At 48.0% G+C, this 20,499-nt stretch carries 13 protein-coding genes, 1 rRNA gene and 1 riboswitch; of the genes, 12 read left to right on the plus strand and 2 right to left on the minus strand.

The window, feature by feature from the left end:
* Window positions 1–160 precede the first annotated feature (160 nt).
* On the plus strand, window positions 161–1,414 hold the full coding sequence (locus AC3RCI_RS03435; protein ID WP_336784266.1) for an MFS transporter: 1,254 nt from the start codon (window positions 161–163) through the stop codon (window positions 1,412–1,414).
* Window positions 1,415–1,455: 41 nt separating this feature from the next.
* Here the strand turns inward: AC3RCI_RS03435 and AC3RCI_RS03440 are convergent, their stop codons facing one another.
* Window positions 1,456–2,106, minus strand: a complete 651-nt coding sequence (locus AC3RCI_RS03440; protein WP_095362154.1) for a DedA family protein — start codon at window positions 2,104–2,106, stop codon at window positions 1,456–1,458.
* A gap of 307 nt (window positions 2,107–2,413) precedes the next feature.
* Between AC3RCI_RS03440 and AC3RCI_RS03445 the strand changes: the two genes are divergently transcribed.
* The 5 genes from AC3RCI_RS03445 (at window position 2,414) to guaA (ending at window position 10,220) form a co-directional block, all read left to right on the plus strand.
* A complete protein-coding gene (locus tag AC3RCI_RS03445) occupies window positions 2,414–3,733 on the plus strand; it encodes a polysaccharide deacetylase family protein (RefSeq protein ID WP_492527521.1) in 1,320 nt (439 codons plus the stop codon).
* A gap of 99 nt (window positions 3,734–3,832) precedes the next feature.
* Entirely contained in the window at window positions 3,833–4,825 is a 993-nt protein-coding gene (locus AC3RCI_RS03450) for an AAA family ATPase (RefSeq protein ID WP_336784263.1), read from the plus strand.
* Entirely contained in the window at window positions 4,822–6,096 is a 1,275-nt protein-coding gene (locus AC3RCI_RS03455; RefSeq protein ID WP_336784262.1) for a DUF58 domain-containing protein, read from the plus strand. Before AC3RCI_RS03450 ends, AC3RCI_RS03455 begins: the two co-directional genes overlap by 4 nt.
* Complete coding sequence (locus tag AC3RCI_RS03460) at window positions 6,083–8,395, plus strand: DUF4129 domain-containing transglutaminase family protein (protein WP_492527522.1); 2,313 nt, start codon at window positions 6,083–6,085, stop codon at window positions 8,393–8,395. The genes AC3RCI_RS03455 and AC3RCI_RS03460 overlap by 14 nt, the downstream gene beginning before the upstream one ends.
* Window positions 8,396–8,681: 286 nt before the next feature.
* Complete coding sequence (gene guaA, locus AC3RCI_RS03465; protein ID WP_154896834.1) at window positions 8,682–10,220, plus strand: glutamine-hydrolyzing GMP synthase; 1,539 nt, start codon at window positions 8,682–8,684, stop codon at window positions 10,218–10,220.
* A 196-nt stretch (window positions 10,221–10,416) separates the two neighbouring features.
* Here the strand turns inward: guaA and AC3RCI_RS03470 are convergent, their stop codons facing one another.
* On the minus strand, window positions 10,417–11,340 hold the full coding sequence (locus AC3RCI_RS03470) for an ArsR/SmtB family transcription factor (protein WP_127540658.1): 924 nt from the start codon (window positions 11,338–11,340) through the stop codon (window positions 10,417–10,419).
* Window positions 11,341–11,636: 296 nt separating this feature from the next.
* Between AC3RCI_RS03470 and AC3RCI_RS03475 the strand changes: the two genes are divergently transcribed.
* The 6 genes from AC3RCI_RS03475 (at window position 11,637) to AC3RCI_RS03500 (ending at window position 20,228) form a co-directional block, all read left to right on the plus strand.
* Window positions 11,637–12,620 (plus strand): glycoside hydrolase family 43 protein, encoded by a 984-nt coding sequence (locus tag AC3RCI_RS03475; RefSeq protein WP_336784260.1) that lies wholly within the window; start codon window positions 11,637–11,639, stop codon window positions 12,618–12,620.
* A gap of 309 nt (window positions 12,621–12,929) precedes the next feature.
* Window positions 12,930–14,147 carry an extracellular solute-binding protein gene (locus tag AC3RCI_RS03480; RefSeq protein ID WP_492473873.1) on the plus strand — a complete coding sequence of 406 codons (1,218 nt, stop codon included), beginning with the start codon at window positions 12,930–12,932 and terminating at the stop codon, window positions 14,145–14,147.
* 109 nt (window positions 14,148–14,256) lie between these two features.
* Window positions 14,257–15,132 (plus strand): carbohydrate ABC transporter permease, encoded by an 876-nt coding sequence (locus AC3RCI_RS03485; protein WP_095293154.1) that lies wholly within the window; start codon window positions 14,257–14,259, stop codon window positions 15,130–15,132.
* 45 nt (window positions 15,133–15,177) lie between these two features.
* Window positions 15,178–16,023: a carbohydrate ABC transporter permease gene (locus tag AC3RCI_RS03490; RefSeq protein ID WP_095293153.1), complete on the plus strand. Its 846-nt coding sequence runs from the start codon at window positions 15,178–15,180 to the stop codon at window positions 16,021–16,023.
* Between the two features lie 213 nt (window positions 16,024–16,236).
* Window positions 16,237–16,337: riboswitch (purine riboswitch) on the plus strand.
* A 178-nt stretch (window positions 16,338–16,515) separates the two neighbouring features.
* Complete coding sequence (locus AC3RCI_RS03495; protein WP_492527523.1) at window positions 16,516–17,892, plus strand: NCS2 family permease; 1,377 nt, start codon at window positions 16,516–16,518, stop codon at window positions 17,890–17,892.
* A gap of 784 nt (window positions 17,893–18,676) precedes the next feature.
* Window positions 18,677–20,228 (plus strand): 16S ribosomal RNA (locus AC3RCI_RS03500).
* Window positions 20,229–20,499: the final 271 nt, after the last annotated feature.

Consider the following 20,499-nt stretch of genomic DNA (forward strand, 5'->3'; position numbering starts at 1 on the left):
TTCCCTATATTTGCAAGTTAGTATGACCTGGATGAAATCAACTTATGACAAAAAAGAAGTGACATCAGAACGGTGCACATACAAAAGGTGATTGCCAACTTCAAGTTATTAGAATATTATCTAATTAGATTATTATCTAACTAATAAGTGAGGTATCGTAATGACATTCAGTTTTGGTTTTAAACGCTTGCTGCACGCAGAACCCGATTACAGGAAGCTTTTCATGGCAGGATTGGTAAACGGAATTGGTGATCGATTCAGTCAGGTTGCCATGCTGGCCTTGATTCTTGGTACAACCGGTTCAGGTCTTGCCGTAGGTTTGGCGCTCGGGTTGAGGGTGTTTCCTTTTCTTCTTCTGGCACCGCTAGGTGGTGTATTGACGCTGCATTTTAGCCGGCGAACGATTATGATTGTGACCAATCTTCTAAGGGTACCCGTGGCTTTAAGCTATCTGTTCGTACACCGAGCAGATGATCTATGGATTCTCTATACAGCAAGTACGTTGCTTGCATGCGCAGAAGCGCTATATGCGCCTGTCCGCAAATCGGGAATCCCCTTGCTGGTACGTTCGGAAAACTTGCACCAGATTAATGGGCTCGAACAAGTCATGAACGGATCGGTTCTCATTGTGGGCGCTTTTGTAGGGGGGATCGTCTCGGCTACATTGGGCCCTCAGGCTGCTTTTGTAACCAATGCACTTGCTTTCCTGATTGCTGCTGCTCTGATCCGCAAGATTTCGTTCCCACCACTTGGAACCGAACAAGTAGATGAAACGGTGGGGAAACAACCTGCACATGCTCCAAAGCGTAAAAGCAAAGGAGGTGCCCGTCTGCTGTGGCAGTTCATCTGCTCATCGGTCCCTTTGCAGATTCTTATTGCATTTGAGTTGTGGGTTCCCGTTATTAATGGGATTGATAATGTACTGATCAGTGTATATGCGATTGACGTATTCAAACTCGGAGATTGGGGTGTGGGTCTATTTTACGCAGCACTGGGGATTGGACTTGTGCTCAGCAGCTGGGCTTCACGTTATTTGCAGCAGTGGCTGCTCCCTGGCGTTATAGCATGTCTGTTGATCGAAGGATGCTTATTAATGCTGTTAAGTGAGACCAGGTTCGCATCGATTGCTGTACTGATGTATATTTTGCTGGCCTTTACGTCAGGTATGGGGAACACGTGTCTCGATACGCTGCTTATGCGGGAAACACCAGAGAAATACCGCGGAATTATCTATGGTTTAGTGACGGCATGCAGCAGTACGATGCTTGGGCTATCTATGTTTGGCGCAGGCATACTGCTGGAGGTGATAGAACCGCGCAGACTTGGTTTTGCAGGGGGAATGGGGTTCGCATGTATTGCGTTCTTGCTCGCGGCTTATGCATGGATTCGAAGGGATGCTTTTAAAAGGAGTTAATTAAAAAAGAGTCGCACTGGTGGCGACTCCGGGGATATGCTTCATTCTGCATTTTGTTTCTGCCTGATTGGAGAAGACTTGCGGATTGAGCGTCGCCCCCAAGCTTTCCGATAACGGTACAGCACGGCAGCGATCAGTAACAATCCAATGCCTGCAACGATATATGCTGCATATTGATGCGCAAGATGGAACACCGCGTTCCACTGTGGACCGAATACTTTTCCAATGCCCAGAAATAACACGACCCAGAACAGTGCACCCGAGTATGCATATAGAGCGAATTTACGGAAAGGAACAGCCGCTATACCTGCAAAGTATCCAGTAAAATGCCTAACTCCCGGTATGAAGTATCCGATGAAAATCAAAGCATTACCGTATTTAGCGAACCACTTCTGCGTTTTATCCAGCTTGTCCTGTTTAAAAAGAAACCATTTTCCGTAACGGACAATGAAGGGCAGACCGGCTTTGGCACCAATGAAGTAAGTAATCGTCATGCCGATGGTCGTTCCGAGAAAGGCAAGGATGGCAAGAATCCCGAAGTCCAGTTGACCCTTGTATGATAGGTATCCTGCGTAAGCCATGGTTGTTTCTCCCGGGAAGGGAAGAGCGATAAATTCCAGCAACAAGCCAAAAAACAAAACGCTGTATCCGTAGGATCCGAACAGATGTTGGATCTTTTCAAGCAATTCCAATAGATTCACTCTCCTGAAGACAGGGGAATCGGATGACTCTCCATGCTGTCTTGTATACGATCATTGCAGTCCGCCGTCATGTGAAACGTTTGCAGTGCTTATCCCCGTACTAGCAGTGATTTCGGTAATAAGTGCCTGTTCATTATGCTACCCAATCCGAAGCCAAGAATCAATCACGAGCTAACCCAAATTGTGAAAAATATAAAACAGAAACGCGTCTTTTTTCTGGTAAGCCTCCATATAATTCTAACAAATCTGCTAAAGTCTATCAGCAGAATCACTAGAGACGTTGGAGGATGATTCGTAAATGATGCAGAGACCGGATTTCACAATGGTGGAAAAAGCAGAGCAATCCGTAAAAGCCAAATCCATACATAAGCATGGTTTCCCCGCATGGACATCGTGTCTGCTTCGGCTTGCGGTAATAATATGCGTATTTGCTTCTTATGTCTGGACAGCATATCCTTCATACGCTGCTGGCGCTGAAGCAGCTGCACCTAACAAAGAGAGCAGTAAGGATAAGGTAGTCTATCTGAGTTTTGACGACGGACCAGGCAAGCATACCCGTGAAGTATTGGATATTTTGCGCGAGGAACAGGTAAAGGCTACATTTTTTGTCCTTGGAGAGCAGGCAGAACGTTATCCCGAGTTGATTCAGGCTGCTGTGGAAGAGGGACATGCGCTTGGCAATCATACCTATAACCATCATTATGATGAACTGTATAGTGATTTTAAATCGTTCTGGAAACAGGTGAAGCAGACGGAAGACATCGTGAACCGGATCACCGGCTTCCGCCCCAACCTGGTACGTGCACCTGGCGGGACATATGGACATTTTGATCAAAACTATTTCGATCTACTCGAATTGGGCGGGTATGCCGTCATGGACTGGAACGTCGATAGCGGTGATTCGAAGCGCAAGGGTGTGCCAGCCAAAGAGATTTTGCGCAATGCCACCAAGGTGCCGGCCGGTACCGGTTCAGTAATCTTGTTAATGCACGATGGCGGAGCTCATGCTGAGACGGTTAAGGCACTACCCGGAATAATCAAATACTATCGTGATCACGGATATCGTTTTGATACCATGAAAGCGGAGGATCAACCGGTGCAATTTCGTGTTCATCCTGAAGGAAAGTATAAATCTCGCAAAGCACCTGGCGCCGAGTGGGTGGCGGAGCATGTGAAATTCAATCGTAACCTGTGGTTATCCGGCAAGGAACTCAAGGTAGAGATTGGTCTAACTGCGGGGACACTGAAGCCAGGGGAATTTCGCGTGGAAGATCTGCGAATCATGGTGCCATTAAGACCGTTTATGAAGAAGTTTGGCGGAAGCATTCGCTGGGACGTGGAATCCAGAACGGCGACAGCGCTATGGAAGGATAGAGTGCTCCAGGCGAACAGCGTCAGTGGTGAACTGAAATCCACATCAGCGAATCTATCGAATGATAGAACGATACAGGGAGCAGTGCAGAGTCAAGGGGGGACGATATGGGTTCCACTGCGAGAATTGCTGGAATTAATGGGGCTGGATGTATCTTCGCTTCAGTCCAATGAATCCGAGTGGATTGTGAAGGCCAATATGCCTCTTGCGGCAGCGTTAAACTTCTACCTGTACAGAACGATATGAATTAACGCATCCAGACAGGACTAATCTCTCTACTTCCGGGCAACAATGAATCATAGATTACTATGGCTCTGTATGCCCAGAATGGAAGGAGAATGAGGGATGTCGTATATTCGAATGGAACATGAACATGCGGTCGAGCTGCTGAACAGGGTGATCAAGCGGGTCGAGAGTGTAATTATAGGCAAAAAACAAGAGATTCAATATGTCCTTACTGCAATGCTAAGTGGGGGGCACGTGCTTCTGGAAGATGTACCGGGTACAGGAAAAACAATGCTGGTTCGGGCTGTCGCCTCATCTTTGAGCTGTTCCATGGGCCGGATTCAATTCACCTCCGATGTCATGCCTGCAGATGTTACTGGGACATCCATGTATCACCCCCACACGAGTGAATTCACATTCCGGCCTGGTCCTGTGATGTCCAACATTGTACTGGCTGACGAGATTAATCGGGCATCGCCCCGGACCCAGTCAGCCCTGCTGGAAGCAATGGAAGAACGACGTATTACAGTGGATGGTACGACACATGCCTTGCCAAGGCCGTTCTTTTTGCTGGCAACGCAGAATCCGCTGCAGTTCGAGGGCACGTATCGGTTACCCGAAGCGCAGCTGGATCGTTTTCTAATGCGAATAGGGCTCGGTTACCCGGAGCCGGAACAGGAAGTCGAGCTGCTAACCAGAGGGCAGAGCAGAGAGTTACTGGATGAACTTCGTCCAGTGGTGCTCGCTGAAGAAGTGAATGCGATGCAGCGTGAAGTTAGACATGTGCACGTTGATTCCGTAGTCAAGCAGTACCTGGTTGCAGTGGCTGTAGCTACTCGTAATCATCCTGCCGTGAGGCTCGGCATCAGTCCACGAGGAACGCTTGCCTGGATGGTTGCAACACAAGCATATGCCTACCTGCAGGGGCGAAGCTATGTCATTCCGGATGATGTCAAAGAGGTGGCTCAGCCTGTGCTTGCCCACCGAATCGGGTTGAAAGGCCAGAACAGGACGGAGGCATTCCGGGGTCAGGAACAAGTCATTCAGGATGCACTAGCATCGGTTCCCGTGCCTGTGCAAATGACAGGTCAGGGAAGGGGCCGGCGATCATGACCGCGCCTGTTCAATGGCTGTTCCATGCAGTCTTGGCAGCAGCTTTTGCTTGTCTTTACCTATGGCATGGAGGCAAGGCGGCACTGTTTTTGTCCATTACGGCCTCTCTCATCCTGATTAGCGGTCTGGTCATTCATCTATTGGGGCCGCGCCGAATTCGCATTCGCCGGCAAATGAATTCGGAACGAATTATGGTTGGGGAGATGGTGCGAGTTCAGGTGGAAGTGGAATTCGAATGCCGAATTCCACTGCTTTGGATCATGCTCTGTGAGGATACGCCCGCTGGAGTGCATCGAAAATTACTTTTTCCGGGAATGAGACGCAAGTTTGCTTACCAATATCAAATGTCCGGCTTGCGAAGAGGGTTGTATCAATGGGGTTCAGGCCAACTGTACTGGGGAGATGTATTCGGATGGAACACCGTCTCTGCGGAAACGGTGGGTGGGACATCTCTTGCTGTCGTTCCGTCTGGATCAACATTCGGTGATCGTGAATCTGCAGCATTTGCGGCTATAGATGAGGGGAATTCGGCAAATTCAAAAACCAGTCAAGGTAACCGAAGTCCCGAGTACCGCGAGTATCAACCAGGAGATCCATTGGGACGCATACATTGGAAAAGTACGGCCAAGACGGGCAAGCTTCAAACCTTTTTGCCTGAATTATCGGAATCAACGTCTTTAGGTATTCTGCTCTATGAAGGTAAGACTGGCTACGAACGACGAATTCAGGGGGCGAAGGAGCATCCGGGGTTTGAACGTGCCATTAACATGGCTGCCCGCTGGGTGTTTACAGCTGTTCGCGATGATGTTCCCTATCAACTCTGGGGGACAGGGATAGAGCCTGGTCCGGATAAGCAATCCGCGTGGTTAAGTGATCTGATCCATGCCGAGCATGTCAATCTGTCACTGGACAGCCTGGCCCAGGCAAGCATATCAAGTGCTGACTTATCCAATTCATCCTTGGCCGATACAACCATGCTGAATCAGTGGCCCGCGGGGACACGCATTGTTGTCCTCACTGGCAGATTGGATGCCGTACTGACGGGATGGGTGCTGGGTGCGGCTGAGTTGGGACATGAAATAGAAGTGCAGTTAACCGAAACACAGATGGGTGAGGAACAAGCCAAAGGGAATAGAGTTCAGGGAGGGCTTGGGAATCCGGCTGAGCAGTGGACGGAACAGCTTCGGCTTAGCGGCGTAAGAGTCAGCTCAGTCGCAGACCAATCCATGCCTTTCGTTGGAAAGGCGGGTGTCTCGGATGTGGGCGCGTAATCGTGGTGATATGACGGTTGTCCAATCTGCCGAAGAAGTTTCGGTACTTGGTCAGGGATCCAAATCCCAGCGTTCTAAGAGAGAGCCCGTCGTGTATAAGATAAGCATTTCAGTTCTTCTGCTGCTTCTCTCCCTGGAATGGATCTACCCGATTACTTCCTCGGGACAGCAGGGAAGTGGGCATTTTCTGACGGTGATGGCCGGACTTACGGGTGCGCTCCTGATGGCAGGATTATTGCGTACAGACTGGATGTTGGGGATAGCGCTTCGACTGCTTGTGGCTCTTACTGCTCTATGTCTGATGTATGGAGGCAGTGATCCTGCCGGTTGGGCTCTCGGTTACCCGGAAACATGGATGGAGGATATCCGCTCATTCATGGAAAGTGGACGCTTTTATTCCATCAGTACGGAGACAAGAGGTTTATTGATGATGTGTGGTTGGAGCATGCTCATGGCTTCCGTGCAGTCCCTTGTGTTGATGCGTCGGAGTGTGATGCTGTTCGGCAGTGCTACCCTGCTTTATTTGCTGCTCCTGGAAACATTGGCCGGGCTGGATGTCTACGCCTCCGTAGTGCGATCCGTTCTATGGATACTGCTGATCCAGACCATTCTCCAACTGCTCCGTCTGTTGGAAGGGGGCACAACACCGACCTTTCACCGATATCCCTATGTTCGTTGGTGTACGGTGGCTGCTGCTGCAGCAGCGGGGATGGTATTGCTTGCTGCTCTGCCTGGTCGTGTTGTCCCAGTGCCTGAACCGGAACGGATATCGCTTGATCAGATTGGAGAACGCCTTGCCCGCTGGGCAGGCTATACACCACGCGGCAGCATCCCTGCTTCGGCATCTGTCACGGGATACAGCACATCTGATGCGCCGATGGGATCTCCATTGGTACAAGGGAATGCCGTCTTTTTTACAGCGAAGAGTCCTCAAGTCACGTATTGGCGCGGGGAGACTCGTTCCTATTATAACGGCAGTACATGGAGTGATCCTGCACAAAACTTTCAAAAGGCCAGCCCGGCAGGTCTGTTTCGTGCCGATGGCTGGGAGAACCAAGCCTACTGGACACGCATTCGCCAAACGGTCACGATGGAGCGTCCGTGGAGGGGACCTAATCCGCTCTTTACGGGAGGAGTACCTTTGAACCTGTCCTTTCAGGACAAGAATGAACAGAACGCAGAAAATAGAATGGCCCTGCTCTCCGATGCAGACTCGGCTACGCTCTGGCTTGCCGGATCCAGCAGTCGTGAACCGGTCAAAACGTATACAACCGACGTCATGATTCCCGCGGCATCGCCAGAACAGCTTCGTCTATTGGGCGAGGCGCGTAGTTCGAGTCAGGATCCGGCAGCCATCCGCAGAACCTACCTGCAGCTGCCCGAATCTCTCCCTGGGCGGGTACGATCACTTGCAAGTGACATTATCCAGAAGAGCGAAACGCGTTATGATGCAGTCCAGGCAGTGCGAACCTACCTGGCAGAGCATGCCGAATATACACTGGACACTCGCATGCCGCCTCGCGGAATGGATTTCGTTGATGACTTTCTGTTTGTCACAGGGGAAGGCTATTGCAATCACTTCTCCACGGCGATGGTTGTATTGCTTCGCGCAGAGGGAATTCCCGCTCGTTGGGTAAAGGGGTTCAGTGCAGGTTCACCGGATCCTGAGGTACCGGGCCAGTATGTCCTTACCCAGGGGGATGCACATTCCTGGGTGGAGGTGTATTTCCCCGGCGCAGGCTGGATGCCGTTTGAGGCTACGCCGGGCTTCGCATTGCCGCAAGGCGATGGCACGGACGCCGCAGTAGTCGCCGGGGCACAGCCCGGCGAGGAGATCCCGCCACAATCTGGCGGCGGGATAGACGGTGCGGGCGCCTGGCTGCTGGCGCGCGCCCGTGCTCTTGCCGCGGAGCCATGGCTCGCAGCAGCCCTTGCGGCAGCGGCGCTGCTGGCCGCTGCCGTGGCCTTGCGCATGCGGCGGCTTCGCCCCGCGCTGCGGCTCAGGCTGCTGCTGGCATGGCCGCGCAGCAGCTTCCCGGACCGTGAGCGGCTGCTCAGCGCCGCAGCTCCGGTCTGGGCCGCGCTCGCGCGGCGGTACGGCCCGCGGCCGCCCGGGATGACGCTGCGGGAGTATGCAGCGTCACCCGCCTTGGCCGCAGGCACGGACGCCGCGGACATCGCGCGGTTTGCAGCCGACTGGGAACGGCTGCTGTACGGGCCGGACCGTCCGCTGCGCGCGGACAGTCTTGAATTCCTGCGCCGGGCACTTCGCCTCGCCCGGCGCCTGCAAGTACCATAAACATTGCCCAGGGACGTCTTGCTCGCCGAAGTGCGGACAAGGTGTCTTTGGGCGATTTCTTTCTATTTTGGCTTGTCATCGTAGTGTCTGTATTACATACGGCTTGGCATGAAATACTCATTTGAACATGAAGCGAATGGAAGTGGGGGATTTGTAGAAAACTCACAATGAAGGGGTCTTCATATCGAATGTTGCAAACTGCCCACAAAAAGGAGTTTCGTCTTTCCTTGACGGTATGTTTTGTCGTTGCGTATAATTAGTTTCATTAATTGAGGGAGGCACGGTAATGAATAAGCAAAATGAAATTGTGGTTGTCCTTGACTTTGGGGGCCAATACAACCAGTTAATCGCCAGAAGAATCCGGGATCTTGGCGTATACAGCGAGCTTTTGCCGTATAACACACCGGCAGAGAAGATCGCAGAATTGTCACCAAAAGGTATTGTATTCTCCGGAGGTCCTTCCAGCGTGTACGCTGAGAACGCTCCGCATGTAGATCCAGGTGTGTATGATCTGGGACTTCCAATCTTCGGGATTTGCTATGGTATGCAGCTTATGGCACAGCAGCTTGAAGGTAAAGTAGAACGTTCCGAGAAACGTGAGTACGGAAAAGCAGACCTTGAATTTGCCGCAGGTGCTGCACTGGCACAGGGCATTGAAGGTGAACATACGGTATGGATGAGCCATGGTGACCATGTAGTTACATTGCCTCCGGGCTTCAAACTGGATGCAGGCACGGAGAGTGCGCCGATCGCTGCGATGAGTAACGATGAGCGCAAATTGTATGCTGTTCAGTTCCACCCGGAAGTACGTCACTCTGTTCGTGGTAACGATATGATTAGCAACTTCCTGTTTAACATCTGTGGTTGCGAAGGCAACTGGACGATGGAAACATTTATTGACGACACGATCAAGGATATTCGTGAAAAAGTGGGCGACGGTAAAGTACTGTGTGCACTTAGCGGTGGTGTGGATTCTTCCGTTGTGGCTGCATTGCTTCACAAAGCGATCGGTGACCAGCTGACATGTATGTTCATTGACCACGGTCTGCTGCGTAAAGGCGAAGCCGAAAGCGTAATGGAGACGTTTGTTGGCAAATTTGACATGAAAGTTGTCAAAATCGATGCACAGGAGCGCTTCATGTCCAAGCTGGCTGGCGTGGATGATCCGGAACAAAAACGTAAAATTATCGGTAACGAGTTTATTTACGTATTTGATGAAGAGTCCAAGCAGTTTGATGATTTCGAATTCCTGGCGCAAGGTACACTGTATACGGACATCGTGGAAAGTGGAACAGCAACAGCACAAACGATCAAATCTCACCACAACGTGGGTGGATTGCCTGAAGATATGAACTTTAAACTGATTGAACCACTGAGCACCCTGTTTAAGGATGAAGTGCGCAAAGTGGGTACAGAGTGCGGCCTGCCGGACGAAATTGTACACCGTCAGCCTTTCCCGGGTCCGGGTCTTGCGATCCGTGTTCTTGGAGAAGTGACGGAAGAGAAGCTTAAAATCGTTCGTGATTCGGATTACATCCTGCGCGAGGAAATTGGCAAAGCGGGTCTGGACCGCGAAATTTGGCAATACTTTACGGCTTTACCGAACATGAAGAGCGTAGGCGTTATGGGTGATGCTCGTACGTATTCCTACACTGTAGGTATTCGTGCCGTAACATCCATCGACGGTATGACGGCCGACTGGGCACGTATCCCTTGGGATGTACTGGAGAAAATCTCCGTGCGTATCGTTAATGAAGTCGATAACGTTAACCGGATCGTCTATGACGTGACTTCCAAACCACCTGCAACTATCGAGTGGGAATAGTTTACGAATAAACGGTATTGAACGAAAAGAAACTCCCTTTGATCATGTATTACACATGTCAAAGGGAGTTTCTTTGTTGTGCAGTAATGTTGCGCCAGTGATGACTAACTCAGAAGCGCCGATGGAGAGAAAGTATACTACAACCACGCAATCGGTTTCTATGAAGCCTAGTCTCCATAGGCCTACAAACGTTAATTCACTCAGGCTTTTCAGTTTTGTCGGTGTAGTACAGCCGGAAAATGATGTCCTGATTATGGTTACCGAATCCTTCTCCGAATAACGTAACGCCACCGATGTGCTCTGCATCCTCCTTGACGGCAATGCGAAGCGACCAGTAGCTGTTACGGATACCAATATCATCGATGGTAACGTCAGACAATTTCACGCCATCCATAAATGTGCCTTCCTTTTTGATAATGAGATGTTTCAGGAGGCCGTACTGATTTACACTCTCAAACCACCAGGGTGGATTCAGTTTGCCTTTTCCTCCAAAGTCACCTGGGCTCGTCCACATCCCTACCTCAACGCCATTAACGATAAACGAAATATCTGAAGGCCAGTTATTGTTGGTCAGTGGTGCCTCCGAGGAGATTTCCATTGAAATCTCCAATTCCTCCGGATTCTCATCACCCATGAGATAGTTCGGTACCTTGTATTCAATAAACCCTTGTCCAAACCACAAAATTTTGGCCTTTAATCGATCAGGGTCAAGAAAATACCGGGGATCATCAAAAATACCAATGATGGAATCCCTTGTACAAATGCCACAAGTCGGTTTGATCTGCAGATCAGTGAAATGTCCTACCGAGATTTCAGTTTTGTGAATCTCACGTTGGATGACATCCTTGGTCGGGAATGCGATTTCAAGAGTGTCCATGCGAAGAGAGCAGACCTTTTGGGCCGCTCCACCTTTGCCTGGGGCCATGTTGGATTCGATAACACCGGCTTTTTCAAGTTTTTTGACATGCATGGTCATAATGGCACTGCTGAGTCCAAGCGCTTCGGCCAGTTCTTTTATATTCATAGAGTTCTTGGATAGCAGATGAACGATCTGAATGCGCACACTGCTAGAAAGGGCTTCGAAGATATGCAGGTTTTTTTCGTTCAGGTCGATTTTCAATGTAATTCCTCCGAAGAAATGAAATATTAACATTTATGTGAATAGTAAACGTAGAATATTATAATATCGGAATTCGAAAATAATCACAACGTTTTTATATAAATAATACCAGATATACAACATAAAAACAGAAAAATTCGGAAAAATGTAAAAACGAACCATGAAATAACCAAAAAAACCCTGCCAACTCATTGACACGTGTAGCTTAATAACTTAATATTTAGGTGAATTAATAACAAATTTACGAATATATAAACAAAAACATTAACCTATCGTGCAGAACAGGAGATGACAGCGTGAGTACAGTTTCGAAGAAGGAATCATTTGTTAATCCGATTATACCGCAACGAGCCGATCCATGGGTATACAAACATACCGACGGCTATTATTATTTTACAGGTTCCGTGCCTGAGTATGATCGAATAGAGGTTAGAAGAGCTCGCACTGTTCAAGAGCTGGATAGCGCTGAGCCCGTCGTTGTATGGCGCAAATATGATGAAGGACCGATGAGTGCCAACATTTGGGCACCGGAAATCCATTTTGTCCACGGTAAATGGTATATCTATTTTGCTGCAGCACGAACAACGGCTACGGTGGAAGGTCTTTTTGACCATCGCATGTTCGTGCTGGAAAATGCCTCGGAGAACCCACTTGAAGGAGTGTGGGAAGAAAAGGGGCAAATCAAGACAAAATGGGAGAGCTTCGCACTCGATGCGACCTCATTCCTACATAATGACGTTCAATATCTGGTTTGGGCACAGAAAGATCCCGACATCGTAGGTAATTCCAACTTGTATATTGCATCCATGGAAAATCCGTGGACACTCGCTTCCGAACAGGTGATGATCGCTGAGCCGACACATGATTGGGAAAAAATCGGTTTTTTGGTCAACGAAGGCGCAGCGGTGTTGAATAGAAATGGCAAAATATTTATATCCTTTTCCGCGAGTGCAACTGATCATAATTATTGCATGGGATTGCTGTATGCAGAGGAAGGGAGCGACCTGTTGTCACCGAAGAGTTGGACAAAGCTTCCGGCCCCTGTATTCCAAACCGATGTAGAGGCGGGACAATACGGCCCTGGGCATAACAGTTTCACCGTGTCGGAGGACGGAAGCCAGGATATTTTGGTCTATCATGCTCGCAATTATAAAGAAATTGAGGGAGACCCACTCTATGATCCGAATCGCCACATGCGGGCACAGGTCTTTGGTTGGGATGAGTTTGGATTCCCGTACTTTGGCAAACCCGTTCCAGATGGTCGTCCGGTGAACGTATAGAGCTATAGCATAAATAAAAAATAAAAATGGAACAAAGTGGTTGACAAATGTAAGCGCTATGAATTACGATAAATTCACACAAACATTAATGATTAATTCATTTATTAACGTTTGTGTGATGGAGCGAAGGGAGTGCTCCTAGGCAAGCTTCCTTCAGCAAGTATACACGGTATTCAGGGACAGTTTCCAAAGAAAAACTGCAGATCCCTGTGATTTTCTCAATAATATGAATGCGTTTACAAATGTGCTTAGGATTGATCATTCTAGGGGGGTTCTTGTGTGAAACGTACAAAAAAAGGTTTTATTCTCATGGTATCGACGCTGTTTCTGCTGGTGATTGTGTTGTCGGGCTGCAGCGCAGACGACAAAAATACGATTACGTTCTGGACGCCTCTGACTGGAGAGGATGGGGCCTACATGGACCAGTTGGTTAAAGAATACAACGCCACCGAACCAGAAATCAAAGTAAAACATGTGATTACGTCTGATATGTATACCAAGCTGTCAACGGTAATTAACTCCGGTAAAGGTATTCCTGATCTGGCTATTATCCATGCTGACCGAGTTCCGGGCTTTGTGAAACAAAATGTGCTTGAGCCAATGACTTCAATGCTGGCTGCGCAGCCGGAAATTAAGGAAGAGAACTATTTACCGCAAGCGTGGTCAACAGGAACAATTGATGGGACACAGTACACTGTTCCTCTCGATATTCACAGTAATGCCATGTACTACAACAAGGATTTGCTGAAAAAGTATAACGTGGAATCCTTCCTGGATGATGATATTGTCACGATTGATGAGATGCTTTCCTTGCAAGGCAAACTGGACGAAGGAGACTTCGTCGTCAATGATGCTTTGCTTGGCTGGGTCATTCTCGGACAACTGCAAAATGTAGGCGGGGATGTACAGAAGGATGGAAAACCAGCGCTCAATACCCCTGAGATGAAGGCTGCTTTTGAAAATGTCAAAAAGATCTCCGATGCTGGTCTTATGACTCCGTTCGGTGAAGATGGTTACCTGATGTTCCAATCCGGCAATGTTTTGTTTTCCACAGATGGTACATGGAGCTCGACTGCTCACGCCACTGTTGAAGGTCTGAATTTTGGTGTAACCAATGTATATTCACCTACGGCTGATAAGTTTACAAACCGTTCTTCATCTCACTTGTTTGCCATGCTGAACAATGAAGCGAGAACGGACGAGAAGGAACAAGGGATCGGTAAATTCCTGGAGTTTATCCGTCAGAATTCAATGGAATGGGCCAAAGCTGGACAAACCGTTGCGAGTAAACAGGTTATTGAGAGTCCGGAGTACAAAGACTACATGCAGTCTTTCTTTACTTCAAACGAGAAGGAGATTGAATCGCTATACATCTACACTTACGAGTATTACCCGTATGTAGCTGAAGCAGTTGACAAATACGCGGCTGATATCGTTCGTGGCAATGTGGAGCTGGATGCGACACTGCAAACGATGCAAAAAGAGGTTGAGGACAAAATTGCTCAAGGAAGCAGTGGGGCCCAGTAAAACCTGAATTGCATTTCGGATGTATTGTACATCTTGCCAGTCTACTGTAATAGAAGCAATGTGTCGCGAGGGTGGCACATTGCTTTTCCCAAAGGAGAAATGAAAGGATATGAATAAACGATCATTTGCACCGTTCTTATTTGTTGGTCCTCATCTAATCCTGTTTTTGGTGTTTATACTGCTGCCAACGATCTACGGGATTTATGCCTCTTTCACCAGATGGAACCTAATTAACGATCCGGTTTGGGTCGGTTTTGAAAATTATAGGACGATCCTGTTCGACCAGGATTCCTCATTTCATTTTCAATTCTTTAATGGTTTGAAGAATACGTTGATTTTCGTGGCACTGAGCGTTCCGCCTTTAATCATTATTCCGCTGCTTGTTGCGGTAGCCCTTGAACATAAAAAGGTGAAATTCAAAGGCTTCATGCAGGCGATTATCTACATTCCAGGTATGATCTCCATATCTGCCGCAGCGCTCATCTGGTCACTTATTTTCAATAAACAGCTCGGCATCACTGGTAACGTATTTGGATCAGAGATATCCTGGGCAGCCAATCAACCGTATGCTTGGATCATTATTATTGTGATATCTGTGTGGGGAGCGGTCGGAGGTAACATGATTATCTATCGCGCTTCCATTAATGGTGTACCTAGCGATCTGTATGAAGCAGCCGAGATGGATGGTGCGGGTCCGGTACGCCGATTCTTCAGCATTACGCTGCCTTCCATCCGTTTCCCGTTGATTTTTACATTTGTCATGACAACAGCTGGTTCGTTTAACGTATTTGGTCAGCCGCTGATGATGACCGATGGTGGACCACAGCAGACTACGCATGTTCTCATGATGTATATTCGCCAGCTTGCGTTTGGCTCCGGTGAGTCAGTGGCAGGTATGGCTTCCGCCATGGCTGTGCTGTTAGGACTGGTTATTCTGGTCATCTCCGCATTGCAATATTACGTAATGAACCGGAACGCCAATTAGAGGAGCAGGATCGAACGTGGATCGGGAAGGAGCAGGTATATCAACATGGTCAAAAAAATAAGTATCTCTAAATATATATCCTATCTATTTTTGGTAACCATTTGTGTCATATGGGTGGTGCCCGTTATTTTCGGGATTACGACTTCGTTTCGCTCACAGGCAGAAGTGGTGTCGGCCGGGTTCCGGTTATTTCCCAAAGAGTGGGACTTTAATAACTACGTTGCCATACTGGACAATACATCAACCGCTCCGATTCTGAGATGGCTGAGCAACTCGCTGCTCATTGCAGTATCTCACACGGTGCTTGTCGTTTTTATCATTTCCCTTACAGGCTATGGATACACAAGGTTGAAGTTCAAAGGGAGAGATGCCTTATTTTTCACGCTTCTTGGGATTTCATTTTTCCCGGGTGTCGTTAACCTGATCCCTTCCTACAAAATCATTGAGGCGCTTGGATGGGTCAATACAGCTTGGGCCATGATTATTCCGGGGCTGGCTGGTATGGGGAATATCTTCCTCGTTCGTCAGTTCATGAAAGGAATACCTGGCGAACTCGACGAGTCTGCTAAGGTAGATGGTGCAAGTGATTTCCGGATTTATTACTCCATTATTTTACCCCTGGTGAAACCGGTATTGATTGTGTGCGGTCTATTCTCGTTCATTGGGTCCTGGAATGACTTCCTATGGCCGGTTATCGTATACACAGATGTCGAGAAAATGCCGATTACCGCGGGACTATTGTTGTTGCAGGATATTTACGGCAATTATCGCATGATTGGACAACTGATGGGTTCGGCGATTCTGGCCATTATTCCAACACTCGTGCTGTTTATTTTTGCACAAAAGTATTTCCTGCAATCGATTAACCTGAATTCGGGAATTAAAGGATAATGTTGAGTTGCTGCATTGTTTGTTAATCTGTTGTTTTACAGTAGAAACAATGTATAGGTTGGATTATGAGCTGCCGTATATACGGTGGCTTTTTTTGCGATAAAATGTATAGCGCTTTCAGAACACGAACGTTTCCGTACAAACATATAATTAACATTCGTTTTTATCATTGACAGAAAAGGTCGGCGCTTCTAAAATAGGGATGGGAAAACAAACAAATAGCGCATACTACTTCGTATAATCCTGGGGATATGGCCCGGGAGTTTCTACAAGATCACCCTAATGATCTGGCTACGAGCAGGAGAGGCTAAGCACAGCAAAAGTTCTATATGACTGCGTGGTTAACTATAATGGACGCACATTAGAATTTTTTATGTTCTTGGCAATAGGCACACCTCTCCTTATAGCTAACCCTGGGTGAAGTAAGTCCGTCCAGGGTCTTTGTCGTTTTTCAAAATGGCTTCAGCATCTCTAAGGGGGAGTTAGTGGATTATGGATCGTTTCTTTAAACTAAAAGAAAACGGAACGAATGTTAGAACGGAGATTGTTGCGGGTCTTACTACCTTTATGACCATGGCGTACATCCTTTTTGTTAACACATTGTTCCTCGGATCAGCCGGGGCGGGGATGTCGGATAACGCAGTGTTTTTTGCAACAGCCGTAGGTGCTGGGCTTATGACCATCATTATGGGATTGTTCGTTAACATCCCGATTGCCCTCGCGCCGGGTATGGGATTGAATGCATACTTCATGACGGTGGTGCTGAGTTCTAATGGGGCAATTACCTGGCAAGCTGCTCTCGGAGCGGTATTCCTCTCGGGTATCGTATTCATTATCTTGACCGTGACGAGAATTCGTCAGATGCTGCTTGTGGCTGTACCTCAAACATTGAAAATGGCCATTACGGTCGGTATCGGTCTCTTTATTACTATTGTAGGTTTCAAATTGGCCAACCTTATTGCAGTTACGGTTAATGTTGCGCCAGATGCAGACCTTAGCCAGCCGATTCCCGGCAGCAGTTTCAACTTGTCGCTCGGTAATTTTGTAACGCATCATGATGCGCTATTGGCACTGATTGGATTGATCCTTATTGCTGTACTGATGGTTATGCGTGTAAAAGGTGCACTGCTCATTGGTATCGTTGCTACAACTCTAATTGGTATTCCAATGGGTGTTACGAATCTTAGCGGACTATCCGGTGCAAGTTGGCTGCCTAATTTCAGTGATTTGGCTGTTGGGCAGTTGGACCTGAAGGGCGCAATCAGCCTTGGATTGTTTGAAATTATCTTCATCTTTACCTTCGTTGAATTGTTTGACACGTTCGGTACAATGGTTGGGACTGCGACCCGGATGGGGATTATGAAAGACAAGCAAAAAGGCGAGAAAACAATTGGTAAAGCAATGCTCGTCGATGCAGTAGGTGTAAGTGCGGGTGCGGCATTGGGTACGAGTACTATTACGGCATTCGTCGAGAGTGCTTCCGGCGTTGAAGCGGGTGGACGTACGGGTCTGACTTCGGTAACGACTGGGATCTTGTTCATTTTGGCGCTGTTCATTGCTCCGCTTGCGTTGGTTGTTCCATCTGCTGCTACAGCTCCTGCCCTGATTATCGTAGGTGTATTGATGATGAGCCAGGTGCGCAGCATTGAGTGGGATGATTTCCTTCAGGCGTTCCCTGCATTCCTGACAATTGTATTGATGCCTTTCACAGGCGGAATTGCAAACGGGATCTCAGCAGGTATTCTGTCTTATGTCATTCTGGCCGTATTCAGCAACCTGGTTACGGATCGCAAAGTGAAGATTCACTGGTTGATGTGGATTCTCGCAATCATTGTTCTTGCTCGCTATATCTTTATGGGCGGAGAATAATTCATTTCTACTATATAGAAGGACGAAAGCTCCTGGGCTTGATCAGGGCTTTCGTCTTTTTTTATTAAATAGAATCAGAATTTAATCTCGCTTGAGAAATATAATACAGTTCCTTTCATTATATAGTGGGTAAGTTACGTTCTATATATAGAGGGAAAGTTGGTGAGAGATATGGTGAGGTGATTTATAGCTTGGAAAGGTACGTCAATAAAGATACACAGTTTGATCAATAAAAGGATTCTTGTAGAACTTTATGTTTATGTGATGTTAAAGAGTTCTTGGACAAGCTGCAGCGTTTATGGTCAGGACCTTATTCGGTTTGATCTTTTGATGGTTGAGATCATATAGCTTCTCTTGTTGTAAACTTCGTATCTTTATATAGAAGAAACTATTTGAATAGAAGTCTGTATACTCTTTCTTAATTTCTTATTGAAAAAAGTACTTGCATAAAAAAACTGTACATGGTATATTCTAATTCCGGCCAAGAAAACACGAGAAACACGGTGCGGTAAGCAAACTGAAAAGCTTCGAAAGAAACTTGAAAAAAAGTGCTTGCTAAATTGGTTCGGATATGATAAGATATAAAAGTTGCTGAAGAGAACAACACTCGGATGCAAACGACGTTTGATCTTTGAAAACTGAACAACGAGTGAGTAATCATCCTGCTTGCAGGATGAACGTGAAGGTTTTTGGTACATGTCATTTGACTGTATGAAAACTGGAACAACAATGAGATTTTTAATCTCGTCAGATTCAAAATGAGCTAATCGCTCTTTTCAATACTTTATTGGAGAGTTTGATCCTGGCTCAGGACGAACGCTGGCGGCATGCCTAATACATGCAAGTCGAGCGGACTTGATGAGAAGCTTGCTTCTCTGATGGTTAGCGGCGGACGGGTGAGTAACACGTAGGCAACCTGCCCTCAAGCTTGGGACAACTACCGGAAACGGTAGCTAATACCGAATACTTGCTTTCTTCGCCTGAAGGAAGCTGGAAAGACGGAGCAATCTGTCACTTGAGGATGGGCCTGCGGCGCATTAGCTAGTTGGTGAGGTAATGGCTCACCAAGGCGACGATGCGTAGCCGACCTGAGAGGGTGATCGGCCACACTGGGACTGAGACACGGCCCAGACTCCTACGGGAGGCAGCAGTAGGGAATCTTCCGCAATGGGCGAAAGCCTGACGGAGCAATGCCGCGTGAGTGATGAAGGTTTTCGGATCGTAAAGCTCTGTTGCCAGGGAAGAACGTCCTTGAGAGTAACTGCTCAAGGAGTGACGGTACCTGAGAAGAAAGCCCCGGCTAACTACGTGCCAGCAGCCGCGGTAATACGTAGGGGGCAAGCGTTGTCCGGAATTATTGGGCGTAAAGCGCGCGCAGGCGGTCATTTAAGTCTGGTGTTTAATCCCGGGGCTCAACCCCGGATCGCACTGGAAACTGGGTGACTTGAGTGCAGAAGAGGAGAGTGGAATTCCACGTGTAGCGGTGAAATGCGTAGAGATGTGGAGGAACACCAGTGGCGAAGGCGACTCTCTGGGCTGTAACTGACGCTGAGGCGCGAAAGCGTGGGGAGCAAACAGGATTAGATACCCTGGTAGTCCACGCCGTAAACGATGAATGCTAGGTGTTAGGGGTTTCGATACCCTTGGTGCCGAAGTTAACACATTAAGCATTCCGCCTGGGGAGTACGGTCGCAAGACTGAAACTCAAAGGAATTGACGGGGACCCGCACAAGCAGTGGAGTATGTGGTTTAATTCGAAGCAACGCGAAGAACCTTACCAGGTCTTGACATCCCTCTGACCGTCCTAGAGATAGGGCTTTCCTTCGGGACAGAGGAGACAGGTGGTGCATGGTTGTCGTCAGCTCGTGTCGTGAGATGTTGGGTTAAGTCCCGCAACGAGCGCAACCCTTGATCTTAGTTGCCAGCACTTCGGGTGGGCACTCTAAGGTGACTGCCGGTGACAAACCGGAGGAAGGTGGGGATGACGTCAAATCATCATGCCCCTTATGACCTGGGCTACACACGTACTACAATGGCCGGTACAACGGGCAGTGAAGCCGCGAGGTGGAACGAATCCTAAAAAGCCGGTCTCAGTTCGGATTGCAGGCTGCAACTCGCCTGCATGAAGTCGGAATTGCTAGTAATCGCGGATCAGCATGCCGCGGTGAATACGTTCCCGGGTCTTGTACACACCGCCCGTCACACCACGAGAGTTTATAACACCCGAAGTCGGTGGGGTAACCGCAAGGAGCCAGCCGCCGAAGGTGGGATAGATGATTGGGGTGAAGTCGTAACAAGGTAGCCGTATCGGAAGGTGCGGCTGGATCACCTCCTTTCTATGGAGAATCGTCTTCTGTAACGAAGACATTCAAAAAGTCTTCAGGAAGTATGCTTCCGAAGCGAGCTTTACTTCGTAAAGCTTTTAACTCACTCGTTGCTCAGTTTTGAGAGCTCAAACTCTCAAACAGCTTGCTTTTGCATGGAGCTTGTTCTTTGAAAACTAGATATCGAAACGAAAATTGCGAATTAGAACATTCCTTTTAGCTGAACTTGTGTACAAACAAGTTTCAAATATTAGTGATACTGCATTGCTCAACTTGAGCAATT

It is taken from the genome of Paenibacillus sp. MT124 (assembly GCF_058792755.1).